This is a genomic window from Streptomyces sp. NPDC002888 (assembly GCF_042888465.1).
In the GTDB taxonomy this organism is placed as follows: Bacteria; Actinomycetota; Actinomycetes; order Streptomycetales; family Streptomycetaceae; genus Streptomyces.
The window spans coordinates 18,421-40,843 of sequence record NZ_JBIAPU010000015.1; the positions used below are offsets into that span (position 1 = coordinate 18,421).

The window sequence follows — 22,423 nt, forward strand, 5'->3', positions numbered from 1 at the left end:
GCAGGGAGACTCAGGGAGCCCCCATGCCCACCCTCTCCACCGCACAGAACCGCCGCCGCCTCGTCGCGGTCGTCGCGCTCGTCCCGCTGCTCGCGGCGCTGGCCCTGTGGGCCTTCGCCTGGCCCGCCGCGCGCACCGCACCGCGTGACCTCCCGCTCGGCGTGGCCGGGCCCGCCGCCGCGACAGCGCAGGTGGAGAGGGCGCTCGATGAGCACGAGGGAGCGTTTGAGATCCACCACTACGCCGACGAGGCCGCCGCCCGCGCCGCCGTCGAGGACCGGACCGTATACGGCGCCGTGGTCGTCACCGCGAAGGGCCCGGAACTGCTGACCGCCTCCGCCGCGAGCCCGGTCGTCGCCCAGTTGCTCCAGCAGGCCGTGGGGCAGCGGGCGGCCGCCGAGGGCACCCCCGTCCGGACCGTGGACGTCGTGGCCGCCCCCGCCGAGGACCCGCGCGGGGCTGCCCTGATCGCCGGTGTGCTGCCCCTGGCGCTGGCCGGCATCGCGGCGGGCGCGGTGGTCACCCTGGTCGGGCTGCGCGGCGCCCGCGCCGTGGCCGCGCTGGTCGGAGCCGCGGCTCTGGTGGGCCTGGCGGGCGCGGCGATCGTGCACAGCTGGCTCGGCGTCCTCACCGGGGACTGGTGGGCGGAGGCCTCGGTGCTCGGGCTGTCGACGCTGGCGGTGAGCGGGGCCGTCGCCGGACTCGGCGCGCTCCTCGGAACCGCCGGGATCGGGATCGTCTCGGGGCTGATCATGCTGATCGGCAACCCGTTCTCCGGGGCGGCCTCGGCGCCGCAGATGCTGCCCGCCCCGGCCGGGGCGATCGGCCAGTGGCTGCCGCCGGGCGCGGGGACGACCCTGTTGCGCTCGGTGTCGTACTTCGACGGCGCGGCGGCGACCGGCCCCGCCCTGACGCTGACCTGGTGGGCGGCCCTGGGCCTCGGCGCGGTCCTGCTGGGCGGCGCGATGAAGACCATGAAGAGCCGCAAGGCCGGGGAAAACGCTCGGGAAGACGCTCAGGGGAAGAAGGGCGAGCCCACCGCCGACCGCACACCGGCCCTCGCCGGCTGAACCACCGCCCACCGCGAACCGACCGCGTGTCCCCCGCCGTAGCGCACGGGGGCGCGCGGTCTTTCACGTGCCCCGGCAGAGCGTTGGGCCGCCTCTTCGAGAGCTCCCGTCGTTACGACGGATTCGGCCCCGGGTGCTCCGCCGCGATGCCGAACCGCTGCCGTTCGCGAGGAGCGGAACCGACCTCACGGACGGCCGAGACGGAGCTGATCACCTGCTCGTCCGCCGGCGCGTCGAGTTCGTCGAGTCGTTCCAGGTCGGAGGCGGAGACGAGGGCGACAAGGGGCTTGCCGTGCCGGGTCACGACGACGCGTTCACCGCCGTACACCACGCGGTTGATCAGGTCGGCGAGTTCAGCCCTGGCTTGCGTCACTGGAATCTCGTAGGCCATGACCCCATTCTAACGTCACGTACTTCCTGTACATTTTGTACAGACAGCGTTCCGCGAGGAGGGGCACCACCATGGCCACGACCCGACCGTCCGCCCGCTACGTCCTGCCCGAGTTCACCGAACGCACGAGCTCGGGGCACCGGACGATGGATCCGTACTCGAAGCTGCTGGAGGAGCGGATCGTCTTCCTGGGGACGCCGATCGACGCCACCTCCGCGAACGACGTGATGGCCCAGTTCATGTACCTCGAGCACCAGGCCCCGGACCGGGACATCTCGCTGTACATCAACTCCCCCGGCGGCTCGTTCAGCGCGATGTCGGCCATCTACGACACGCTTCAGTACGTCACCTGCGAGGTGGAGACGATCTGCCTGGGCCAGGCCGGATCGTCCGCCGCGGTGCTGCTGGCCGCGGGCACGCCGGGCAAGCGGTCCGCGCTGCCGGGCGCACGCGTGGTGCTCCATCAGCCGGCCCTGACCGAGCCGGTCCAGGGCCAGGCCAGCGACCTCGCCATCCAGGCCGCCGAGTTGAACCGCATCCGCGACCTCCTGGAGGAGATGCTCGTACGGCACACGGGGCGCACACCGGAGCAGGTGACCGCGGACATCGAGCGGGACAAGATCCTCAGCGCGCAGGAGGCCGTGGAGTACGGCCTGGTGGACCGGCTCATCCCCAGCCGCAAGGCCTCGCGCACCGCGCCCGGCGCGAGGTGAGCCACCGATGCTGCCTCCGGAGCTGCCACCGCTGCCCGCCCTCACACGTGCCGAGGGCGAGTTGATCGACCGTTACCTGGACGTTGTAGACCTTCTCGGCCGAATCAACCCGGCGCATCACGGGGACACGTACCGTGGTCTACGCGCAGCACAGGCGCTCGTCGCCAAGGCGACGGCGCTCAGGGACGCACTGGCGCTCATGCACCAGCGGGGTGAGACCGAGCTGCACGCTCCAACGCTGGCGCGTGCGCTGCGTGTCCTTGACGGGGAGCGTCGTACGGCGCGCGTCACGATGCCGCCGCTCTCCGACAGTTGACTCACCGGTGTCCGGTCCGGACGCGCGGCCTCCTCGACGGGACGTCCGGATCCGGATCCAAACCGACCGAATGAAGTACCCCTGTTCGGAGTAGAAGCACGTCCTTTTACGGGACCGCCCGAGTTGCGCAACGCGCGTAGCGTCAGGCGGGGCTGAGAGCCTTTCATGCTGGTCCGAGGCCCCGTCATGACCTGGACACTCACTCGAACATCGCACTGTCCACCCGAACGGGTGAGTGGTGAGTAACGCCACAAACCCCCGATTCCGTTGGGTATTTCGGACACTCGTGAGTGAAGATCCGTGACTGACGACAAGCCCCCGCCACAACGGCGGGGCGATCCGGACGGACGCCGAGTCCTGCCGCCGCCCGGATGACTGGTCGACAGGAGTGCATCGGCAGGAGTGGAGGACCCAAGCAAGACGGGTCGCCGGAACGGTCACGCCATGACCGGGTCGAGCAGCCCTTGGGGTGAAGCCGCGGCAACGCGGCCGGGCCACTTCGCCAGCCCGAATCCGACAGGTCATCCTTCACAGGCGGTTGACGAAGGGTTGCGCATGACTGCGCTCAATCGTGTCCCGTCGCTGATGGCCCGGGCCGGCACGGCCTCGGCCCTGACCATCGCCGCCGTTGGCGGCTCGCTCGTGGTCCCCGGCTTCGCCTCCGACGCCGCGGCCGCCACACCTGCGACGAAGGCGCTCCAGATCGCTGCGTCCAAGAAGGGCTCGCCGTACAAGTACGGGGCCACGGGCCCCAAGAGGTTCGACTGCTCGGGCCTCACGCTGTACGCGTTCAAGAAGGCGGGCAAGAAGCTCCCCCGGACGGCGGCCCAGCAGTACAACAAGACCCGGCACATCTCCGTGAAGAGCCGCAAGGCCGGGGACCTTGTGTTCTTCCACTCGGGTTCCTCCAGCTCCAGCGTCTACCACGTGGGCATCTACGCCGGGAAGGGGAAGATCTGGCACGCCCCGAAGACCGGGGACGTGGTGAAGCTGCAGAAGCTCTGGACGAAGAGCGTCTGGTACGGCCGGGTCAAGTGACCCTCCCGGGGGCGGTGCCGGCGTCCTGACACGCCGGCAGCGGTCCTCGGCCCGGTCCGACGGCTCCCAGGGCTCCACGAGGCGCCCTGGGCCGTCGGCGCGACGTGCGGCACGCCGCACTCAGGTGTAGAAGTGGATGCAGACGAACCGGACGCCCTCGTAGGCCCTGGGTCACTGCTCCTGCTGCCCCACCGTTGTCACCGGCTCGGCCGGCACGGTCCAGGGCAGTTCGATGGAGACCGTCTTGCCGCCCTCCCGGGTCGGCCGGACTCTCAGCTTGCCGCCGCACTCCGCGGTCAGCCAGCGGATGATCACCATGCCGCGGCCGTTGTCCTGCTGCACGGCGGCGGGCAGCCGTTTGGGGAACCGGGGATGGCTGTCGGTGACACCGATGGACACCCGTTCGTCTCGGTCCAGGCGGAGGTCCACCGTGAAGGTGGGGGACTGCCCGAAGGTGTGCTGTACGGCGTTGGTGGCGAGCTCGGAGACGATGAGCCGGATGGTGTCGGACAGCTCCGAGTCCTCCGGCAGGCCCCACTCCGCGAGGGTGCCGACCACGAAGGTCCGGGCCGCGGAGACCGAGGCGGGATCGCTCGGCAGAGTGACGGATGCTTCCAGAAGGTCTGCCATGGCGAAGTCGTCCCTTTCCCCCGGGACCGCGAGTCCGACACGGAGCGGATGATTCGAGTACGGTCCCGGACTGGTGCTTCGTCGCCAGAGTGCCATTACCGCACCCCTCACGGGTGGCGATCCACCAAGATGTGCATATATCTGTCGCTCGAAGTGGTGAACTCTGCGACGGCAGAACGGATTTGGGTGGCTCGTTGGGAGTAAGGAGTACCCATGCAGCACGGTCCCGCGGTGCGCCGCCGCAAACTGGGTGCGGAACTGCGCGCGCTGCGCGCCGAATCGGGGCTCACCAGTGGGGAGGCGGCCCGTCTCGTGGGCTGGCACCAGTCGAAGGTGAGCCGGATCGAGACGGGCACCAGCGGGGTGAAACCAGCCGATGTGCGGTTACTTCTGGACGTCTACGGTGTGACGGATCCCCAACTGCGGGAGCTGATGCTCGCGTTGGCGGGCTCCGACGGCGCCGGCGGGCACCACTGGTGGCACGCCTACCGTGGGGTGCTGCCGCCCACCTACCGGGACTTCATCAGCCTGGAGTCGCAGGCCGGCGCGATGCGCACGCTGGAGACATCGGTGGTTCCGGGCCTGTTGCAGACGCCCGAGTACGCCCGCGCGGTGACCCGGGCGGCCGTGGAGGGCGTGGCCGACGACCGGCTCGACACGCTGGTGGAGGTGCGGCTGGCCCGGCAGGTCGTGCTGCGGGCGGATCCGCCGCTGGAGCTGAGCGCGGTGCTGGACGAGGCGGTCCTGCGGCGGGAGGTCGGCGGGCCCGGAGTGATGGCACGGCAGCTCGAACGCCTGGTGGAGGCGGCGCGGCTGCCGCAAGTACGGCTCCAGGTCCTGCCGTTCACCGCCGGGGCACACATCGGCGTCACCGGGCCTTTCGTTATTTTCTCATTTCCGAGCACTTCTGACCTGGATGTGGTTGTTCTCGACAACTTGACGAGTAGCCTCTACCTCGAACGGAAAGAAGACCTCCGGGCCTACAGCGAGGCCTTCAACACCCTTCAGATCCACGCCCTTTCGCCCGAGGACTCGTTGGATTACATCGCCGGGATAGGTGACGGCGCGTAAGGAGGCACTATGTCTGCACTGCCTCGGAACGTTCCTTCCAGCATCGATCTGCACGACGTGCGCTGGCTGCGCAGCAGCTACAGCACGGGAGCCAACAACTGCGTCGAGACGGCCCGGCCGGCCACAGGGCCATGGTCCGGGCAGCTCGCCGTACGCGACTCGAAGAACCCGGTCGGCCCCGCTCTGCTCTTCTCCCCCGAGAGCTGGTCGGGTTTCACGGCCGCGTTCCGCTGATCCCTTCCATCCGTCAACAGGGGCGACCCACGGCCGTGTCACGCCGACTCATGGTCTTGTCTCGCCGATCACTCGTACAGCGCGTTCGATCTGCGCCCCGGAGAAGTCCGCGCGGGCGGTCAGCCTGAGCCGTGAGATGCCGTCGGGAACGGAGGGAGGACGGAAGCAGCCCACGGCGAGGCCGGCCGCCCGACAGTCGGCCGCCCACTGCACGGCCCCCTCCGGGGACGGCGCGCGCACGGAGACCACCGCGGCGTCCGGACGTACCGCTTCCAGACCCGCGGCGGTCAGACGTGCGTGCAGCTCGGCCGCCACCGCGCGGGCCCGTGCCGCACGCTCCGGTTCGCGGCGCAGCAGCCGCAGGGCCGCGAGGGCGGCACCTACGGCCGCGGGGGCCAGACCCGTGTCGAAGATGAAGGTGCGTGCCGCGTTGACCAGGTGGTCGATCACCCGGGCGGGGCCGAGCACCGCTCCGCCCTGACTGCCGAGCGACTTGGACAGCGTGACCGTGACGACGACGTCGGCGGCGCCCGCGAGTCCGGCCGCGTACGGCGTGCCGCGGCCGCCGTCGCCCAGGACGCCCAGGCCGTGGGCGTCGTCGACGACCAGCCCCGCGCCGTGCTCCCGGCACGCCTCGGCGAGCGCGGTGAGCGGGGCCGCGTCGCCGTCGACCGAGAAGACCGCGTCGGAGACGGCGACGGCCGGGCCCTCGTGCGTCCGGAGCGCCTTGCGCACGGCGTCCGGCTCGGCGTGCGCGACGACCTGCGTCGTGCCCCGGGCCAGCCGGCAGCCGTCGATCAGCGAGGCGTGGTTGCCCGCGTCGGAGACGATCAGGGAGCCGTGCGGGGCCAGCGCGGTGACCGCGGCGAGGTTGGCCGCGTACCCCGAGGAGAAGACGAGGGCCGCCTCGAAGCCGCAGAAGTCGGCCAGCTCGCGCTCGAGCTCCGTGTGCAGCTCCGTGGTGCCCGTGACGAGCCGGGAGCCGGTCGAGCCGCCGCCCCAGGTCCGCGCCGCCCGCGCCGCGCCCTCGGTGACCTCCCGGTGGTGCGCCAGACCCAGGTAGTCGTTGCTCGCGAGATCCAGCAGCGGAGAGTCGGCGGGACGCGGGCGCAGGGTCCGCACGAGTCCGGCCCGGCGGCGCAGTTCCGCCTGCTCGTCGATCCAGCCGAACACCATGGGCCCTCCGGGGGATTTGTAGGCAGTGGACAGACACTAGCCGCAGGACCCGCCACCCATGGTGTGGCAATACCCACACGTCGAATGGCCTCTGTTGTACGAACTCTCCTTGGCCCGGAACGGGTCGGTAAGACAGGATCGGCTCTCATGGACCTGCTGAACACGCTGGTGGACAAGGGGCTTCGGCGCGAGCTGCCGACCCGCGAGGAGGCGCTGGCCGTTCTGGCCACGTCCGACGACGACCTGCTCGACGTGGTGGCCGCGGCCGGAAAGGTGCGCCGCCACTGGTTCGGGCGACGGGTGAAACTCAACTATCTCGTCAACCTGAAGTCTGGGCTGTGCCCCGAGGACTGCTCCTACTGCTCCCAGCGGCTCGGCTCCGAGGCCGGGATCCTGAAGTACACCTGGCTCAAGCCCGACCAGGCCTCCGAGGCCGCGGCGGCCGGGTTGGCGGGTGGCGCCAAACGGGTCTGCCTGGTGGCGAGCGGGCGCGGTCCGACCGACCGTGACGTGGACCGGGTCTCCGACACCATCAAGACGATCAAGGAGCAGAACGCGGGCGTCGAGGTGTGCGCCTGTCTCGGTCTGCTCTCCGACGGCCAGGCGGAGCGGCTGCGCGAGGCGGGCGCGGACGCGTACAACCACAACCTCAACACCTCCGAGGGGACGTACGCGGACATCACGACCACGCACACGTACGCCGACCGGGTGGACACGGTACAGAGGGCGCACGCGGCGGGCCTTTCGGCGTGCTCGGGGCTGATCGCCGGAATGGGCGAGTCGGACGAGGACCTGGTGGACGTGGTCTACTCGCTGCGCGAGCTGGACCCCGACTCCGTTCCGGTGAACTTCCTGATCCCGTTCGAGGGCACCCCGCTGGCCAAGGAGTGGAACCTCACCCCGCAGCGCTGTCTGCGGATCCTGGCCATGGTCCGCTTCGTCTGCCCGGACGTGGAGGTGCGCATCGCGGGCGGCCGCGAGGTCCATCTGCGCACGGTGCAGCCCCTCGCGCTGCACCTGGCCAACTCGATCTTCCTCGGCGACTACCTCACCAGCGAGGGCCAGGCCGGCAAGGCCGACCTGGAGATGATCGCGGACGCCGGGTTCGAGGTGGAGGGCGCGGGCGAGGTGACGCTGCCGGAGCACCGGGTCGCGGGCGGCGGGGGCTGCGGTTCGCACGAGAGCGGTGGCGGCTGCGGGTCGCACGAGGGCGCGGGCTGCGGCTCTCACGCGGGTGGCGGTGTGTGCGGTTCCGCGCCCGCTGACACGCCTTCGGCCAACGAGGCCCGTACGGACCTGGTCGCCGTGCGCCGCCGTGGTGCCGGTACCGACCTCGCGCCCAATGCCTGAGCTGGGCGTATCCGAGCTGCTGGAGCTCGACAGGCGGCATGTGTGGCATCCGTACGGTCCGATGCCCGGCCGGGTGGACCCGCTCGTCGTGGAGTCGGCGAGCGGGGTCCGGCTGAGGCTCGCGGACGGTTCGGGCGAGCTGGTCGACGGCATGTCGTCCTGGTGGTCGGCGATCCACGGCTACAACCACCCGGTGCTGAACGAGGCCGTGCGCGGGCAGGTCGGTCGGATGAGCCACGTGATGTTCGGCGGGCTCACCCACGAGCCGGCCGTACGGCTGGCGAAGCGACTTGTCGACATCTCACCCGACGGTCTTGAGCACGTGTTCCTCGCGGACTCCGGGTCGGTGTCCGTCGAGGTCGCGGTCAAGATGTGCCTGCAGTACTGGCGTTCGCTCGGCCGCCCGGCCAAGCAGCGGCTGCTGACCTGGCGCGGCGGCTACCACGGGGACACCTGGCAGCCGATGTCGGTGTGCGACCCCGAAGGCGGGATGCACGAGCTGTGGACCGGCGTGCTGCCCCGGCAGGTGTTCGTCGGCCCGCCGCCCGTCGCGTACGAGGAGTCGTACGCGGAGGAGTTGCGCGCGACGATCGCGCGGCACGCCGACGAGCTGGCCGCGGTGATCGTCGAGCCGGTGGTGCAGGGTGCCGGCGGGATGCGGTTCCACTCCCCCGCGTATCTGCGGGTGCTGCGGGAGGCGTGCGACGCGCACGACGTGCTGCTGGTGTTCGACGAGATCGCGACCGGGTTCGGGCGCACGGGCGCGCTGTTCGCGGCGGAGCACGCGGCGGTGACGCCGGACGTGATGTGTGTCGGCAAGGCCTTGACCGGCGGCTATCTGACGATGGCGGCGACACTGTGCACGGCACGGGTGGCCGACGGGATCTCGCGCGGCGAGGTGCCGGTGCTGGCGCACGGTCCGACGTTCATGGGCAATCCGCTGGCGGCGGCCGTGGCGTGCGCGTCGATCGACCTGTTGCTGGGCCAGGACTGGCTGTCCGAGGTCAAGCGGATCGAGGCGGGTCTCAGGGAGGGGCTGACGCCCGCCCTCGAGATGGCGGGCGTGAAGGACGTACGGGTGCTCGGGGCCATCGGCGTCGTGCAGCTCGACCACTCCGTGGACATGAGGGCCGCCACGGACGCCGCCGTGCGCGAGGGCGTGTGGCTGCGGCCGTTCCGGGACCTGATCTACACGATGCCGCCGTACGTCACGGGTGACGAGGACGTGGCACGGATCGCGCGGGCCGTGTGCGCGGCGGCGCGGGAGGGATGACATGTCGATCCTGGTGATCACGGGGACGGGCACGGAGGTCGGCAAGACGGTCACGACCGCCGCGGTCGCCGCTGCGGCGCTCGCGGCGGGCCGGTCGGTTGCCGTGCTCAAGGCCGCGCAGACGGGTGTACGGCCCGACGAGCGCGGGGACGCCGACGAGGTCGCGCGGCTGGCGGGCGACGTGACGGCGGAGGAGGTCGCCCGGTATCCCGAGCCGCTGGCGCCGGGGACGGCGGCGCGGCGGGCCGGTCTGCCTCCGGTCGCTCCGGGCGAGGTCGCCGAGGCCGCGGCCAAGCTGGCCACCGAGCACGACCTGGTGCTGGTGGAGGGGGCGGGCGGGCTGCTCGTACGGTTCGACGAGGCGGGCGGCACGCTGGCGGACGTGGCCGAGCTGCTGGGCGCACCGGTGCTCGTCGTGGCATCCGCGGGCCTCGGCACCCTGAACACCACGGAACTGACGGCACGTGAACTGCGCTCCCGCCGACTGGACCTCCTGGGTGTGGTGATCGGCAGCTGGCCCGACTCCCCCGACCTGGCAACCCGTTGCAACGTGGCGGACCTGCCGGAGGTTTCCGGGGCTCCCCTGCTCGGCGCGCTGCCCGCCGGCGCCGGCGCCCTCCCGCCACCCGCCTTCCGGGCGGCGGCACCGGGTTGGCTGGCGCCACGGCTGGACGGGACGTGGGACATGGCGGCGTTCGGGAGGCGGGAGGCGCCCCGAGGGGGCGCGCGCCGCGACTGACCTGGACGTATGCCGCTCTGCCCCGGCAACCCACGCTAGTGCCCCGGCAGGCAACGTTTGCCCGTCAAGGAGCGGCGTCGTGGGGGTCCCTCCCGCTCGAGCGAAGCCGAGAGTGGGGGAGCGTGCTCTCGGCGTGCCGGCCGGAAGCCCTCGTACTGGATGTACTTGGGTTTTCGGCCGGTGCGGCGAGAGGGCGTGCCGGGTGTCGCGACGGGGCGAACGTTGCCTGTCGGGGCACTAGCCGTCGGACGCGGCGAGGAGTCGGACCAGTTCGATCCGGGAGCGGATGCCCAGGCGGCTGAAGACGCCGCGCAGGTGGTGGTCGATCGTGCGGGGGCTGAGGGCGAGGCGGTCGGCGATCTCGCGGTTGGTGGCGCCGTCGGCCGCCATACGGGCGATGAGCAGTTGCTGGGCGGTGAGACGGGCGGCGGGATCGTCGGGGCCGCGCGCGGGTGAGGCGGGTGCTCCGAGAGCGCGGAGTTCGGCACGGGCCTGGTCGGCGCAGTGCGGAGCGCCGAAGGACTCGAAGGCCTCCAGGGCGCTGCGCAGGCGGTCGCGGGCCTCGGTGCGGTGGCGCAGCCGGCGCAGGGCGGCGCCGAACAGCAGCTCCGTGCGGGCGCGTTCGAAGTCGCGGGTGCCGTGGGCGTGCAGGTCGAGGGCCGTGCGGTAGTGGTCGACGGCCTCGGCGCCGGGTGTCAGCAGGGCGCGGCATCGGGCGCTGAGGGCCAGGTCGTCGGGGCTGCGGACGGCGGTGGCCCAGCGGTCGTAGTCGGCGTGCGCCGCGCGGGCGATGCGGGTGTCGCCGGTGCGGGCGGCGGCCTCGACGTAGTGCGGGGTGGCCAGATGACGGATGGCGCGATGCCCGTGGCCGGGGCCGAACGCGGCGAGCGCGCGCAGCCGTGCCGCGGCCGCGGCGAACCGGCCGGCGCCGAGGTCGAGGACCGCGAGCGCCCACTGGGCGAGCGCGGCGGGCAGGCCCAGGCCGCGGGCGAGGGCGTACGAGCGGGCGGCTGCGGCGCGTTCACGGCACAGGTCGGCGTCGCCGGTGATCGCCGCGAACATGGCGAGGGCGGCCTGGAGATGGCAGGCGCCGTTGTCCTGGCCGGTGGCGTACGCCTGGCGCAGGGCGTCCGCGGCGGCGGCCTCGCCCACGCGGGGGCGTCCGCTCCAGAAGTCGGCGTAGGCGCGGAACTCCATGGCCTGTGCCGCGGTCCCCGGCGCGCCGCGTGTACGGGCGGAGCCGGCCGCGCGCAGGGTGGCGGTCACGGCGCGCGTGTGGTCCCCGAGCATCAGCGCGGCGATCCCCGCGTGGATCAGCAGGGTCGGGTCCCCGCCCGGCCCACACCGCCCGGCCGTCGCCTCCAGCACATCCCGCGCATCCTCGTACCGCCCCTCCACCGCAGCCGCCAGTCCCCTCAACGTGCCCGGCACCCCGATCCCCGCCCGTCGCGCCACGACCACCGCCTCCCGACAGCGCCGCAGGTCACCGGTGTAGACGGCGGCTTCGGTGGCACGGGCGAGGAGGTGGGCGGCGGGGTCGGGGGTGTGGGCCGCGAGCGGGTGGCCCGCCACCGCCGGAACGCCCACCGCAGCCGCCGTCCGGGGACGCCGCGCCCCAGCGCCCAGGGCCGGGCCGGGGCCCAGGGCCGCGTCCCCGGGCAGAGGAGACCCCGCCGGAGCACCAGCGCCCATGACATCGCCCGAGCCGGGCTGCCCCGGCTGCACCGCAGGGTCTGCCTCGGCGGTCGGCGGGCGAAGGTGGTCTCCGCGTCTCCCTGCGGGCGCCCCGGGTGTTCGCCCCACCCGAACGGCCGCTGTCAGAGTTGCGTCGAACGCCTCCGACGCGTTGCCCGTGCGGAGGGCGAGGATGCCGGTCAGGGTGTCGTCGGTGGTGTCGGTGGCGAGGTGGCGGGCTCGGTCGGCGTCGCCGGAGGTCCAGGCGTCGGCGGCGGCGTGGGTGAGGAGGCGGGACCGGTGGCGGGGGTCGGGGGTGAGTGCGGCGGCGCGTTCCGCGAGGGCTCGGGCCAGGGTGGGGCGGCCGGTTCGGCGGGACTCGTCGGCGGCCCTGTCCAGCTGAGCGGCGAGGCGGGCGCTGGGGCCGAGGGCGGCGGCAGCCCGGTGCCAGATCCGTTGGGGGGTCTCGGTGGCGCCGCTGAGCACACGGGCCAGCAGCCGGTGGGCCTCACCCCGGTCCACGGGTGAGGCCGTCTCGTACGCGGCGATCCGCGTCCAGGCGTCCCGGAAGCGGACCCCGCCCGTGGTCGCGTAGGCGAGGCCGGCCGTCTCGGCTGCGTCCAGCGGCCGGGTGTCGAGGCCGGCGGCCGCGACGGCGCGCAGGAAGGCGTGCGTGGCGACCGGGTACTGGTCGGCCGCGGAGAGCAGGAGCAGCAGCCGGGTGTCGTCAGGCAGCGCCCGCACCTCGGCGCGGTGTGCGCGCAGCAGCCCGGGAGCGAGTTCGGCGGGCTGCGTCGGGAGCGGGTCGAGGCCGGCCGACTGCCGTTCGGTGAGGAGCGCGGCGAGTTCGGCAGCGGCGCGCGGATCGCCGTGGACGCTGCGCAGCAGCCGTATCCGGACGCCCTCGGCCAGCGTGGCGGCGAGGCGCTGCCATGCGTCCGGAGGCTGCGGTGGCGAAGTGCGGTCCAGAGGTGGGGGGTTCACCGGAGTCACCACCCCACCGACGTTACTCGCGGGTTAATTGACACGTAAAGACCGGCGATTTCACCGATGCGGCGCGCGTAGACCCCTCCGACACTCCTGAACACCCCACATGTCAGGAGGCACCATGCAGCGCCACAAGCGTCGCATCGCCACGGCACTCTCCGCCGTGGCCGCATCGCTCCTTCTGTCCCTCTCCCTGTCCGCGCCCTCCGCTCACGCGGCCGGCCACAACCCGATCGTCTTCATCCACGGCATCAGCAGTTCATCGAGCAGCTGGGACGACTGGGTCGCCGACTTCAAGGCCGACGGCTACTCCTCGTCCGAGCTGTTCGCCTGGTCGTACGACTGGGGCCAGTCGAACGCGACCACGGCCCGTCAACTGGCCACCAAGGTGCAGAACGTGCTGGCGCAGACCGGTGCCGCCAAGGTCGACGTCGTGATCCACTCCATGGGCGCCCTCAGCGGCCGCTACTACCTCAAGAACCTCGGCGGGACGGCGTACGTGGACGACTTCGTCTCCGTCGCCGGCACCAACCACGGCACCTCCGTCGCCTCCCTGTGCGGCTGGCTGTACACGTCCTGCGCGGAGATGAATACGGGCAGTTCGTTCCTCACCGCGCTCAACTCCGGTGACGAGACCCCGGGCAGCGTGTCGTACGCGTCCTACTGGTCGAACTGCGACGCGGCGATCGACCCGGACTCGTCGGCGCTCCTGAGCGGCGCGACCAACGTCGGTGTCGGATGTGTCGCGCACCAGGACATGAACAACGATCACGGCATCTACGAGAAGGTCCGCGACTTCGTCGCATGAGCGGGCGGCGGGGGTGCGGCGGACCCGTACGGGGGACAATCGCGGTAGAAGGCCAGGTTCCTCCGGCCCGGGAGGTCGCCATGCCATTGTCCGCCGGCGCCCGTAAGGCGTCACGGGATCCCGTCCACCACCCGCTGTTCGCCCGCTACTACGCCCGCGCCAGCGCGGCCGCCGAGACCCGCATCGGTCTGGGCGCCGTACGTGACCGGCTGCTGGCCGGGCTGTCCGGCCGGGTGCTGGAGATCGGCGCGGGCAACGGGCTGAACTTCCGGCACTATCCGCGCGCCGTCTCGGAGGTCGTCGCGATCGAACCGGAGCGGCTGCTGCGCAAGTTGGCGCTCGACGCGGCCCGGCGTGCCGAGGTGCCGGTCGATGTGGTGCCGGGTGCGGCGGAGGCGCTGCCGGTCAAGAGCGAGGCGTTCGACGCGGTGGTCTTCTCGCTGGTGCTGTGCAGTGTGCGGGATGTGCCGCGAACCCTCGGCGAGGTGCACAGGGTGCTGCGGCCGGGCGGCACCGTCCGGTTCTTCGAGCACGGCAGGGGCGGCGGGCGGGCCATGAGGTTCACCCAGCGCGCTCTGGACCGCACGGTGTGGCCGCCGGTCAGCGGTGGGTGTCACCTCGCCCGGGACCCGGTCGCCGCGCTGCGGGAGGCCGGGTTCGAGCTCGGCCCCTACCGGCGACTGCTGATGCCGGAGAAGGGGCCGAGGACGCCGGCCTCGTACTGCGTGCTGGGCACGGCCCGGCGCCCCGGCGAGGACACGGCGTGACGCACGCGGTACGACCTCACACGGTCCATTGGCGCAGCTCGTTCGCGATGTCGTGGACGGACGCCTCGCCGCTCTTCACCAGCCGGGCCAGGTCACGCACCTGTTCGGGCGAGGTGGCGACCTTGAGGCCGCTGGCGACGAGGTAGGCGTAGGCGACCGCGGAGGCGAAGAGGGCGTTGGAGCGCTCCAACGCCGGCACGTTGACCAAGAGTTGGAGGAGCGAGGCGGCGCGGGCGTGCGGGGAGTCGTAGACGGGGACGTCGAAGATCTCGGCCTGGTGGCGTGCGACGGCGGCGACGAGGGCACCCCAGTCGGTGACCTGGGGGTCTCCCGGCGTCATCCGTTCGGCGAGCATCAACAGCCAGGCGAGGTCGATTCGGAGGCTGCTCAAGGGATCAGCCGCGACCCTCACGGTCGGTGCCCGATTCCTGGGCGAACACGGCCTCGTACTGCTTCATGAAGTCGGCGGCGGCCTCCACGAAGGTGTGGCCGACCTCCCCGGTGTCCTGTCTGACCAGCTCTTCGATGTAGCGGTTGACGCTCATGCCGCGCGCGAGGGCGCGTTCGCGGGCGGCGCGGGCGGTGCCCTCGTCGACGCGCACGTTCAGCTGGGTCTTCGCCATACCTCGACGCTAGCGCCAGAATGCTAGCAACGGCAAGGGGTGACGGTGTGCCGTATTCAGGGGGCGAGTGTGCCCGGGGTCACACTACGCTCGGCTGGGTCAGGGAAGTCGGCACGTCCACGCGAGCGAGGAGGCAGCCTTGTCCACACCTGCTGCGGAGCACGCCCCCGGTCTGGCCTCGACCGACGGGATCGCGGCCCGCGCCCGCGGTCTGACCAAGGCGTACGGCTCGGGCGAGACTACGGTGCTCGCCCTGGACTCGGTCGACGTGAACGTCGCGCGCGGCCGTTTCACCGCGGTCATGGGGCCGTCGGGCTCCGGGAAGTCCACGTTGATGCACTGTCTGGCCGGCCTCGACACCGTCTCGGCCGGACAGGTCTGGCTCGGCGACACCGAGATCACGGGGCTGAAGGACCGGGAGCTGACCCGGCTGCGGCGGGACCGGATCGGGTTCATGTTCCAGTCGTTCAACCTGATCCCGACGCTGAACGCGGTCGAGAACATCACCCTCCCGATGGACATCGCGGGCCAGAAGCCCGACCAGAAGTGGCTGGACCAGGTCATCGACACGCTGGGGCTGCGCGACCGGCTGAAGCACCGGCCGACCCAGCTCTCCGGCGGCCAGCAGCAGCGCGTCGCCTGCGCCCGGGCCCTCGCCTCCCGCCCGGAGCTGATCTTCGCGGACGAGCCGACCGGCAACCTGGACTCGCGCGCCGGCCTCGAGGTGCTGGCGTTCCTGCGGGAGGCCGTCGACCAGCTCGGGCAGACCGTCGTCATGGTCACCCACGACCCGGGCGCGGCCGCCCACTCCGACCTGGTGCTCTTCCTGGCGGACGGGCGGATCGTGGACGAGATGGAGCAGCCGACGGCGGAGGCGGTGCTGGAGCGAATGCGCCTCTTTTCCGGGGGACGCCCCCAGACCCCCGGTTCCGATCCGGTCCGCGGCCGGCTCGACGAGACGATCGAGAAGGACTGACCCCGTGCTGAAGGCGACGCTGCGGAGCTTCCTCGCCCACAAGGGGCGCCTGGTGCTGTCGGCGCTGGCCGTCGTGCTGTCCGTGGCGTTCGTCGCGGGCAGCCTGATCTTCTCCGACACGGTGACTCGCACCTTCGACCGGCTCTTCGCCTCCACCTCGGCCGACGTGACGATCGAGCCGAGGCAGGACCTGAAGTCGTCCGTGCCGACCGGCGCGGTGCAGACCCTGCCCGCCTCCCTCACCGAGCGCCTGGCGCGGGTCGACGGGATCGCGTCGGCCCACCCGGACGTGGGCGTCGAGAACATCACGGTGGTCGACAGCGAGAACAAGTCGGTCGGACCGACCACGGGCGCGCCCACCATCGCCACCGACTGGAACCCCACCGACCGCAGCCCGGTGCGGCTGACGTCCGGCCATGCCCCGCGCGGCGGTGGCGAGGCCCTCCTCGACGCGGACACCGCCGACAAGAAGCACGTCGGGATCGGCGACACGCTCACGGTGTTGGCGCAGCCCGGCTCCTTCAAGGTCGAGGTCGTCGGTATCGCCACCTTCCGCACGACCAACCCGGGCGCGGCCCTCGTCTTCCTCGACCCGAAGACGGCGGCGAAGCAGCTGCTGGGCACGGCCGACCGGGCCACGAGCATCTCCGTGGACGCGGCGCGGGGCGTGACCGACGCCGAGCTCAAAGGCCGCGTCACCGCCGCCCTCGGCACCGGCGCGTACGACGTGAAGACGGCGGACGAACAGGCCAAGTCGGCCGCCGAGAACCTGGGCGGGTTCCTCGACGTCATCAAGTACGTGATGCTCGGTTTCGCCGGGATCGCCGTCCTGGTGGGCGTCTTCCTGATCGTCAACACGTTCTCGATGCTGATCGCGCAGCGCACCCGTGAGCTCGGGCTGCTCAGGGCCCTCGGCGCCGACCGGCGTCAGGTGCGGCGCTCCGTGCTCACCGAGGCGGTCCTGCTCGGTCTGGTCGGCTCGACGCTGGGTCTGGCGGCCGGCATCGGGCTCGCGGCCGGACTGATCGAGCTCATGGGCGTGTTCGGCATGAACCTGAACGCCGCCGAGATGGTCATCGGGTGGGTGACTCCGGTGTCGGCGTACGTGGTCGGCGTGGGCGTCACCTTCGTGGCGGCGTACCTGCCGGCCCGGCGGGCGGCGGGCGTGTCGCCGATGGCGGCCCTCTCGGACGCCGAGATCGCCGGGGTGGGCCGCCCGCTCAAGGTGCGCGCGGTGGTCGGCTCGGTGGTGGGGGCGGCCGGGGTGGCCGCGCTCGCGGGCTGCGCGGCCGCGTCGAAGACGGCGTCGGCGGCCTCCCTGCTGGGCCTCGGCGTCGTCCTCACCCTGATCGCGACCGTCGTCGCGGGTCCGCTGCTGGTGCGTCCGGTGATCCGGGTGCTCGGCGCGGGCTTCCCCGCGCTGTTCGGCTCGATCGGCCGCATGAGCCAGCGCAACGCCCTGCGCAATCCCCGCCGTACCGGCGCCACCGCCGCCGCGCTCATGGTGGGCCTCGCGCTGGTGGGCGGGATGTCGGTGGCGAGCGCCTCGATGTCCCGGTCCTTCGACCAGCAGATCGACAAGACGCTCGGCGCCGACTTCGTCATCCAGAACGCCAACTTCACACCGTTCTCCCGGGAGGTCACGGACGCGGTGCGCGACACCGAGGGCGTCGGCCTCGTCGTACGGCAGCGGTTCGCGCCCCTCGCCGTACGGCTGCCGGACGGCAAGCGGATCGAGACGACGGCCTCGGGATACGACGACCGGGTCGACGACGTCGCCCATGTCACGTACACCGAGGGCGACTCGGCGGCGGCGCTGGCGGACGGCGCGATCGGCATGGACGTGGACTTCGCCGAGGACCACGGTGTGCGGCTGGGCAGCGTGCTCCCGGTCGAGTTCCCCGGCGACCGCAGGACCTCGCTGAAGGTGGGGGCGCTCACCGACCAGGACGCCGCCGACGGGTTCGGCATGCAGGGCGGGCTGTTCCTCGGGCTCGCGACCGTCGAGAAGTACGTGCCGGGCGGCCAGGACTCCGCGCTGTACGTGAACGCGGCCCCCGGCACGAACGCCGACCAGCTGCGCCCGAGCCTGGAGAAGACCCTCGACCCGTATCCGCAGGTCCAGGTGCGCGACCAGGCCGACTACAAGAAGCTGGTCCACGACCAGATCGCCGTGCTGCTCTACCTCGTGTACGCGCTGCTCGGGCTGGCGATCGTCATCGCCGTGCTCGGCGTGGTCAACACCCTCGCCCTGTCGGTCGTGGAGCGCACCCGGGAGATCGGGCTGCTGCGGGCCATCGGGCTCGCCCGGCGGCAGCTGCGGCGGATGATCCGGCTGGAGTCGGTGGTGATCGCGGTGTTCGGCGCGGTCCTGGGTCTCGCGCTGGGGCTGGTGTGGGGTGTGTGCACCCAGCAGGTGCTGGCGTTGCAGGGCATGAAGGCGCTGGCGATCCCGTGGGGCACGATCGTCGCGGTGGTGATCGGCTCGGCGGTGGTGGGCGTGGTGGCGGCGCTGCTCCCGGCGTTGCGTGCATCTCGCATGAATGTGCTGGCGGCGATCGCGCACGAGTGATGGAATCGCGGCGGAGGCTCAAGTCGCTGACAGCCGAGGAGAGTTCATGCCGCGTTCGTTCCGCTTCGGAGTCAGCCTGCTCACCCAGGAGCCCGCCGACGCCTGGCGCGCCAAGTGCCGCCGGGCCGAGGACCTCGGCTACGACGTGATCCTGGTCCCCGACCATCTGGGCATGCCCGCGCCGTTCCCGGCCCTGGTGGCCGCCGCCGAGGCCACCGAGCGCCCTCGCGTGGGCACGTTCGTGCTGAACGCCGGTTTCTGGAACCCGGCGCTGCTGGCCCGCGAGGTGGCGACCACGGACGCGCTGACGGGCGGGCGCCTCGAACTCGGGCTCGGCACCGGATACGTACGGGCGGAGCACGAGACGGCAGGACTGCCGTGGGGTTCACCGGGCGAACGCGTGGACCATCTGCGACACACGATCGAGGAGCTGGAGCGGCTGCTCGCCTCCGACCAGCACCAGCCGCAGCCGCTGCAGAAGCCGCGGGTGCCGCTGCTCATAGGCGCCAACGGCGACCGTATGCTCCGGCTCACCGCCGAGCACGCCGACATCGCCGCGTTCACGGGCGCGCGCCCGGCGCCGGAGAGCGCGACGGGCCTGGTGCCGATCACGGCGGACGAACTCGATGAGCGGGTGGCGCTCCACCGGCGGCTGGCCGAGGGCCGCAAGGAGCCGGCGGAACTGAACCTGCTCCTGCAGATGGTCGTCGTCACCGAGGACCGCGAGGCCGCGGTCCAGCCTCTCCTGGAGCGGGTGCCCGACCTGACGCTGGAGCAGGCGCTGGAGCTGCCCCTGCTGCTGGTCGGCACGCGGGACGAGATCGTCGCGCAGGTGCTCGCGCAGCGGGAGCGGTACGGGTTCACCTATCTGACCGTGCTGGAGCCGTACATGGAGGCGTTCGCGCCGGTGATCGCGGAGCTGCGGAGCAGGTGACCGTCCGGATGCTGGAATTCCGCGTCCCGGCACGGCGCGGGTGATGTGCTCATCCGCATGTCTGATCTGCATATACGGGCCGCGACGCCCGACGACCTCGACACCGTGCTGGCCTTCTGGAAGACGGCCGCCGAGGGCACAAGCATCAGCGACGACCGGGGTGGCGTGGAGCGACTGGTCGCCCGCGACCCCGAGGCGCTGATCCTCGCCGAGAGCGGCGGCGAACTGGTGGGCACGGTGATCGCGGGCTTCGACGGATGGCGCTGCCATCTGTACCGCCTCGCGGTGCATCCGGAGCGACGCCGCCAGGGGATCGGGTCGGCCCTGCTCGCCGCGGCGGAGGAGCGCTTCGTGGGGCTGGGCGGGCGGCGCGGCGACGCGATGGTGCTCACACACAACGAGACCGCGCATCATGCCTGGCGCGCTGCGGGGTACGCGCCGGAGGAGAAGTGGCGGCGCTGGGTGAAGCCCCTCACCGACTGACCGGCTTTGCCGCTCCTTTACTGTTGAGGGGCGGCATTCAGTCACCGCGTCCGTTCCTCCCGATGAGACCCGATGAAAGGTGTGAGCGTCCGCCCATGGGCGAGCCTCCCAGTAGTACGCGACATCGCGCGTTCCTTCCTGCCCTGTCCGATGCTGGGACGGAGGTGACCCGATGACCGAAGTGCTGCTGCTCCTGGTGGCGATCCTGCTGTCGCTCGCCTGTGGTGCCTTCGTGGCGGCCGAGTTCTCGCTGACCACGGTCGAGCGCAGCGAGCTCGAACGAGCGGTGGAGCGCGGCGAGCGCGGCGCCTCGGGTGCCCTCAAGGCCGTACGGAACCTGACGTTCCAGCTCTCCGGGGCCCAGCTCGGCATCACCGTCACCAACCTGGTCGTCGGTATGCTCTCCGAGCCGTCGATCGCCAAGCTGATCGAGGGCCCGCTGGAGTCCCTCGGCATCTCGGGGACGGCCGCGTCCTCGATCGCCCTGGTGCTCGGTACGGCGCTGTCGACCGTCTTCCTGATGGTCGTCGGTGAGCTCGTGCCCAAGAACTGGGCGATCTCCGCGCCCCTGCCCATGGCCAAGCGGGTGGGCAACGCACAGCGCTGGTTCAGCGCGGCCTTCCGCCCCTTCATCACCCACCTCAACAACACGGCGAACCGCGTGGTGCGCCGCCTGGGCATTGAGCCCGCCGAGGAGCTTGCCTCCGCGCGCGGACCGCAGGAGCTGGCCGCCCTGGCCCGGCACTCCGCCAAGCAGGGCGCCCTGGAGGCGGACACCGCCGAACTGTTCGTACGGACCCTGAACCTCGCCGACCTGACCGCCGAGAACGTGATGACACCGCGCGTGCAGGTCATCGCCCTCGACGCCCAGGCGACCTGCGAGGACGTGGCGAACGCGACGCGGGCGACGGGCCTGTCCCGCTTCCCCGTCTACCGCGGCAACCTCGACTCGGTGGTCGGCACGGCCCACATCAAGGACGTGCTGGCGGTGCCCGCGGAGCGCCGCCCGCGCGTGTCCGTCGCCGAGATGATGCGCGAGCCGCTGCTCGTGCCGGAGTCACTGACCGTGGACCGGCTCCTGGACCGGCTGTCCGGCAAGCGCACGATGGCCGTCGTCATCGACGAGTACGGCGGTACGGCGGGCGTGGCGACGCTGGAGGACATCGTCGAGGAGGTCGTCGGCGAGGTGCGCGACGAGCACGACCCGCACGAGATCTCCGACCTGGCCCCCGCCGGCACGGACGAGGACGGCCGCGCCGTGTACTCGGCCGACGGCGCCGCGCGCATGGACCAACTCGCGCGCGTGGGGCTACGGCCGCCCGAGGGACCGTACGAGACGCTGGCCGGTCTGGTCGCGACGGAGCTCGGACGCATACCGGCCGTCGGTGACGTGCTGGAGGTCGCCGGATGGCACATGGAGGTCGTGGACGCCTCCGGCCGCCGTGCCGCGCGCGTCCTGCTGCACGCACCGCTCGACGACGCCGCCGAGCCGGACGAGAAGTCCCCTGAGAAGGGCGAGGTGTCCCTCAGGAAGGGCAAGAAGGACCACGACAAGGAGGTAGGCCGGTGACCGCCGTACAGCTGCTGATCGGCCTGGCGACCCTCGTCGTCAACGCCTTCTTCGTCGGCGCCGAGTTCGCGCTGATCTCCGTACGGCGCTCCCAGATCGAGCCGTACGCCGAACAGGGCGACCGGCGCGCCAGGAGTGTCCTGTGGGGCCTGGAGCACGTGTCCGCGCTGATGGCGGCCGCGCAGCTCGGGATCACGCTGTGCACCCTGGTGCTCGGTGTGGTCGCGGAGCCCGCGATCGCGCACCTGCTGGAACCGGTGTTCCACGCGGTGGGCGTGTCCGAGGGCGCCGGTCACGCGATGTCCTTCGTGATCGCGCTGACCCTGGCGACGTATCTGCACATGCTGCTCGGCGAGATGGTGCCGAAGAACATCGCGCTCGCCGAACCGGTGCGCAGCGCGCTGATGCTCGGCCCGCCGCTGGTCACGCTGTCCCGCGGACTGCGCCCGGTGATCTTCACGATCAACGCCTTCGCCAACGCCCTGCTGAAGCTGATGCGGATCGACGTCAAGAACGAGGTCACGGCCAGCTTCTCGGATGCCGAGCTGGCCCAGATCGTGAAGGACGCGGGTGAGGCCGGCCTCATCGACGACCGGGCTCAGGAGCGGCTGCACGACGCGCTGGAGCTGGGCCGCCGGCCCGTGCGCGATGTGGTGGTCCCGCTGGAACGCGTGGTCTACGCGCGCGTCGGCGTCACGCCGGAGCAGCTGGAGCGGCTGTCGGCCGGGTCCGGGTTCTCCCGCTTCCCGGTCGTGGACGAGGGACGCCGGATCGTGGGCTACCTCCATGTGAAGGACGCGCTGGACGCCTCGCCCCGGAACGAGCCGTTCCGGCTGCGGGACATGCGGCCCATCGCCCGCGTGCGGGAGGCCACTCCCCTGGACGACGTCCTCACGGCGATGCGGGGCAGCCGCACACACCTTGCCGCCGTGCTGGGCTCCGACGGCCGACTGGCCGGTCTGGTGACCATGGAGGACGTGCTGCGCGAGCTGTTCGGGCAGCGGGCGTGAGGCGCTGAGGGTCACACG

The 22,423-nt window shown here is 71.9% G+C and carries 23 protein-coding genes and 1 riboswitch; of the genes, 17 read left to right on the forward strand and 6 right to left on the reverse strand.

Annotated elements, in window-relative coordinates; genetic code table 11:
* Window positions 1–23: 23 nt before the first annotated feature.
* A complete protein-coding gene (locus ACFYWX_RS23955; protein WP_389426122.1) occupies window positions 24–1,070 on the forward strand; it encodes an ABC transporter permease in 1,047 nt (348 codons plus the stop codon).
* 112 nt (window positions 1,071–1,182) lie between these two features.
* On the opposite strand, the gene ACFYWX_RS23960 is transcribed toward ACFYWX_RS23955, so the two are convergent.
* Window positions 1,183–1,461 (reverse strand): type II toxin-antitoxin system Phd/YefM family antitoxin, encoded by a 279-nt coding sequence (locus ACFYWX_RS23960; protein WP_389426123.1) that lies wholly within the window; start codon window positions 1,459–1,461, stop codon window positions 1,183–1,185.
* A gap of 71 nt (window positions 1,462–1,532) precedes the next feature.
* Here ACFYWX_RS23960 and ACFYWX_RS23965 point away from each other — a divergent pair, with 71 nt between their 5' ends.
* The 3 genes from ACFYWX_RS23965 (at window position 1,533) to ACFYWX_RS23975 (ending at window position 3,528) form a co-directional block, all read left to right on the forward strand.
* Complete coding sequence (locus ACFYWX_RS23965; RefSeq protein WP_389426124.1) at window positions 1,533–2,174, forward strand: ATP-dependent Clp protease proteolytic subunit; 642 nt, start codon at window positions 1,533–1,535, stop codon at window positions 2,172–2,174.
* A gap of 7 nt (window positions 2,175–2,181) precedes the next feature.
* Entirely contained in the window at window positions 2,182–2,490 is a 309-nt protein-coding gene (locus ACFYWX_RS23970; RefSeq protein WP_389426125.1) for a hypothetical protein, read from the forward strand.
* 338 nt (window positions 2,491–2,828) lie between these two features.
* Window positions 2,829–3,042: riboswitch (cyclic di-AMP (ydaO/yuaA leader) on the forward strand.
* Window positions 3,043–3,045: 3 nt separating this feature from the next.
* Window positions 3,046–3,528: a C40 family peptidase gene (locus ACFYWX_RS23975; RefSeq protein WP_389426126.1), complete on the forward strand. Its 483-nt coding sequence runs from the start codon at window positions 3,046–3,048 to the stop codon at window positions 3,526–3,528.
* Between the two features lie 171 nt (window positions 3,529–3,699).
* On the opposite strand, the gene ACFYWX_RS23980 is transcribed toward ACFYWX_RS23975, so the two are convergent.
* The gene (locus tag ACFYWX_RS23980; RefSeq protein WP_389426127.1) at window positions 3,700–4,158 is read right to left on the reverse strand and encodes an ATP-binding protein; all 459 of its coding nucleotides are present in this window, start codon (window positions 4,156–4,158) and stop codon (window positions 3,700–3,702) included.
* Window positions 4,159–4,371: 213 nt separating this feature from the next.
* Here ACFYWX_RS23980 and ACFYWX_RS23985 point away from each other — a divergent pair, with 213 nt between their 5' ends.
* Together ACFYWX_RS23985 and ACFYWX_RS23990 are read left to right on the forward strand one after the other, a co-directional pair.
* The gene (locus ACFYWX_RS23985; protein WP_389426128.1) at window positions 4,372–5,229 is read left to right on the forward strand and encodes a helix-turn-helix domain-containing protein; all 858 of its coding nucleotides are present in this window, start codon (window positions 4,372–4,374) and stop codon (window positions 5,227–5,229) included.
* 9 nt (window positions 5,230–5,238) lie between these two features.
* Complete coding sequence (locus ACFYWX_RS23990) at window positions 5,239–5,463, forward strand: DUF397 domain-containing protein (protein ID WP_389426129.1); 225 nt, start codon at window positions 5,239–5,241, stop codon at window positions 5,461–5,463.
* 48 nt (window positions 5,464–5,511) lie between these two features.
* Here ACFYWX_RS23990 and ACFYWX_RS23995 read toward each other — a convergent pair whose 3' ends face one another.
* Window positions 5,512–6,639, reverse strand: coding sequence for an 8-amino-7-oxononanoate synthase (locus ACFYWX_RS23995; protein ID WP_389426130.1), 1,128 nt, complete (start codon window positions 6,637–6,639; stop codon window positions 5,512–5,514).
* A gap of 147 nt (window positions 6,640–6,786) precedes the next feature.
* On the opposite strand from ACFYWX_RS23995, the gene bioB reads away from it, so the two are divergent.
* Genes bioB through bioD form a run of 3 tightly spaced genes read left to right on the forward strand, consistent with a single transcriptional unit; the run spans window position 6,787 to window position 10,001 of the window.
* Window positions 6,787–7,989 carry a biotin synthase BioB gene (gene bioB, locus ACFYWX_RS24000; protein WP_389426131.1) on the forward strand — a complete coding sequence of 401 codons (1,203 nt, stop codon included), beginning with the start codon at window positions 6,787–6,789 and terminating at the stop codon, window positions 7,987–7,989.
* Complete coding sequence (locus tag ACFYWX_RS24005) at window positions 7,982–9,262, forward strand: adenosylmethionine--8-amino-7-oxononanoate transaminase (protein ID WP_389426132.1); 1,281 nt, start codon at window positions 7,982–7,984, stop codon at window positions 9,260–9,262. The genes bioB and ACFYWX_RS24005 overlap by 8 nt, the downstream gene beginning before the upstream one ends.
* A 1-nt stretch (window position 9,263) precedes the next feature.
* Window positions 9,264–10,001, forward strand: a complete 738-nt coding sequence (gene bioD, locus ACFYWX_RS24010; RefSeq protein WP_389426133.1) for a dethiobiotin synthase — start codon at window positions 9,264–9,266, stop codon at window positions 9,999–10,001.
* Between the two features lie 237 nt (window positions 10,002–10,238).
* Here bioD and ACFYWX_RS24015 read toward each other — a convergent pair whose 3' ends face one another.
* Window positions 10,239–12,668: a LuxR C-terminal-related transcriptional regulator gene (locus ACFYWX_RS24015; RefSeq protein WP_389426327.1), complete on the reverse strand. Its 2,430-nt coding sequence runs from the start codon at window positions 12,666–12,668 to the stop codon at window positions 10,239–10,241.
* 115 nt (window positions 12,669–12,783) lie between these two features.
* Between ACFYWX_RS24015 and ACFYWX_RS24020 the strand changes: the two genes are divergently transcribed.
* Together ACFYWX_RS24020 and ACFYWX_RS24025 are read left to right on the forward strand one after the other, a co-directional pair.
* The gene (locus ACFYWX_RS24020; protein WP_389426134.1) at window positions 12,784–13,470 is read left to right on the forward strand and encodes an esterase/lipase family protein; all 687 of its coding nucleotides are present in this window, start codon (window positions 12,784–12,786) and stop codon (window positions 13,468–13,470) included.
* An 80-nt stretch (window positions 13,471–13,550) separates the two neighbouring features.
* Complete coding sequence (locus tag ACFYWX_RS24025) at window positions 13,551–14,237, forward strand: class I SAM-dependent methyltransferase (protein ID WP_389426135.1); 687 nt, start codon at window positions 13,551–13,553, stop codon at window positions 14,235–14,237.
* A gap of 16 nt (window positions 14,238–14,253) precedes the next feature.
* Here ACFYWX_RS24025 and ACFYWX_RS24030 read toward each other — a convergent pair whose 3' ends face one another.
* Window positions 14,254–14,628, reverse strand: a complete 375-nt coding sequence (locus ACFYWX_RS24030; protein WP_389426136.1) for a fic family toxin-antitoxin system, toxin component — start codon at window positions 14,626–14,628, stop codon at window positions 14,254–14,256.
* Between the two features lie 4 nt (window positions 14,629–14,632).
* Window positions 14,633–14,860 carry an antitoxin gene (locus ACFYWX_RS24035; protein WP_389426137.1) on the reverse strand — a complete coding sequence of 76 codons (228 nt, stop codon included), beginning with the start codon at window positions 14,858–14,860 and terminating at the stop codon, window positions 14,633–14,635.
* A 139-nt stretch (window positions 14,861–14,999) separates the two neighbouring features.
* Between ACFYWX_RS24035 and ACFYWX_RS24040 the strand changes: the two genes are divergently transcribed.
* The 6 genes from ACFYWX_RS24040 to ACFYWX_RS24065 all read left to right on the forward strand — a co-directional run bounded on the left by ACFYWX_RS24040 (window position 15,000) and on the right by ACFYWX_RS24065 (window position 22,405).
* The gene (locus ACFYWX_RS24040) at window positions 15,000–15,836 is read left to right on the forward strand and encodes an ABC transporter ATP-binding protein (RefSeq protein WP_389426138.1); all 837 of its coding nucleotides are present in this window, start codon (window positions 15,000–15,002) and stop codon (window positions 15,834–15,836) included.
* 4 nt (window positions 15,837–15,840) lie between these two features.
* A complete protein-coding gene (locus ACFYWX_RS24045; protein ID WP_389426139.1) occupies window positions 15,841–18,408 on the forward strand; it encodes an ABC transporter permease in 2,568 nt (855 codons plus the stop codon).
* A gap of 46 nt (window positions 18,409–18,454) precedes the next feature.
* The gene (locus tag ACFYWX_RS24050) at window positions 18,455–19,342 is read left to right on the forward strand and encodes an LLM class F420-dependent oxidoreductase (RefSeq protein ID WP_389426140.1); all 888 of its coding nucleotides are present in this window, start codon (window positions 18,455–18,457) and stop codon (window positions 19,340–19,342) included.
* A 57-nt stretch (window positions 19,343–19,399) separates the two neighbouring features.
* Window positions 19,400–19,825, forward strand: a complete 426-nt coding sequence (locus ACFYWX_RS24055) for a GNAT family N-acetyltransferase (protein ID WP_389426141.1) — start codon at window positions 19,400–19,402, stop codon at window positions 19,823–19,825.
* A gap of 172 nt (window positions 19,826–19,997) precedes the next feature.
* Window positions 19,998–21,395: a hemolysin family protein gene (locus ACFYWX_RS24060; RefSeq protein ID WP_389426142.1), complete on the forward strand. Its 1,398-nt coding sequence runs from the start codon at window positions 19,998–20,000 to the stop codon at window positions 21,393–21,395.
* Window positions 21,392–22,405: a hemolysin family protein gene (locus ACFYWX_RS24065; protein WP_389426143.1), complete on the forward strand. Its 1,014-nt coding sequence runs from the start codon at window positions 21,392–21,394 to the stop codon at window positions 22,403–22,405. The genes ACFYWX_RS24060 and ACFYWX_RS24065 overlap by 4 nt, the downstream gene beginning before the upstream one ends.
* Window positions 22,406–22,423 lie beyond the last annotated feature (18 nt).

Bases quoted from the DNA above. Each gene is read 5' to 3' on its own strand.
- ACFYWX_RS24035 (WP_389426137.1), bottom strand. From the start codon at position 14,860: ATGGCGAAGACCCAGCTGAACGTGCGCGTCGACGAGGGCACCGCCCGC.
- ACFYWX_RS23965 (WP_389426124.1), top strand. From the start codon at position 1,533: ATGGCCACGACCCGACCGTCCGCCCGCTACGTCCTGCCCGAGTTCACC.
- ACFYWX_RS24060 (WP_389426142.1), top strand. From the start codon at position 19,998: ATGACCGAAGTGCTGCTGCTCCTGGTGGCGATCCTGCTGTCGCTCGCC.
- ACFYWX_RS23980 (WP_389426127.1), bottom strand. From the start codon at position 4,158: ATGGCAGACCTTCTGGAAGCATCCGTCACTCTGCCGAGCGATCCCGCC.
- ACFYWX_RS23990 (WP_389426129.1), top strand. From the start codon at position 5,239: ATGTCTGCACTGCCTCGGAACGTTCCTTCCAGCATCGATCTGCACGAC.
- ACFYWX_RS23985 (WP_389426128.1), top strand. From the start codon at position 4,372: ATGCAGCACGGTCCCGCGGTGCGCCGCCGCAAACTGGGTGCGGAACTG.
- ACFYWX_RS24005 (WP_389426132.1), top strand. From the start codon at position 7,982: ATGCCTGAGCTGGGCGTATCCGAGCTGCTGGAGCTCGACAGGCGGCAT.
- ACFYWX_RS23970 (WP_389426125.1), top strand. From the start codon at position 2,182: ATGCTGCCTCCGGAGCTGCCACCGCTGCCCGCCCTCACACGTGCCGAG.
- ACFYWX_RS23960 (WP_389426123.1), bottom strand. From the start codon at position 1,461: ATGGCCTACGAGATTCCAGTGACGCAAGCCAGGGCTGAACTCGCCGAC.
- ACFYWX_RS23955 (WP_389426122.1), top strand. From the start codon at position 24: ATGCCCACCCTCTCCACCGCACAGAACCGCCGCCGCCTCGTCGCGGTC.
- ACFYWX_RS24025 (WP_389426135.1), top strand. From the start codon at position 13,551: ATGCCATTGTCCGCCGGCGCCCGTAAGGCGTCACGGGATCCCGTCCAC.
- ACFYWX_RS23975 (WP_389426126.1), top strand. From the start codon at position 3,046: ATGACTGCGCTCAATCGTGTCCCGTCGCTGATGGCCCGGGCCGGCACG.
- ACFYWX_RS23995 (WP_389426130.1), bottom strand. From the start codon at position 6,639: ATGGTGTTCGGCTGGATCGACGAGCAGGCGGAACTGCGCCGCCGGGCC.
- ACFYWX_RS24020 (WP_389426134.1), top strand. From the start codon at position 12,784: ATGCAGCGCCACAAGCGTCGCATCGCCACGGCACTCTCCGCCGTGGCC.
- ACFYWX_RS24055 (WP_389426141.1), top strand. From the start codon at position 19,400: ATGTCTGATCTGCATATACGGGCCGCGACGCCCGACGACCTCGACACC.
- bioB (WP_389426131.1), top strand. From the start codon at position 6,787: ATGGACCTGCTGAACACGCTGGTGGACAAGGGGCTTCGGCGCGAGCTG.
- ACFYWX_RS24050 (WP_389426140.1), top strand. From the start codon at position 18,455: ATGCCGCGTTCGTTCCGCTTCGGAGTCAGCCTGCTCACCCAGGAGCCC.
- bioD (WP_389426133.1), top strand. From the start codon at position 9,264: ATGTCGATCCTGGTGATCACGGGGACGGGCACGGAGGTCGGCAAGACG.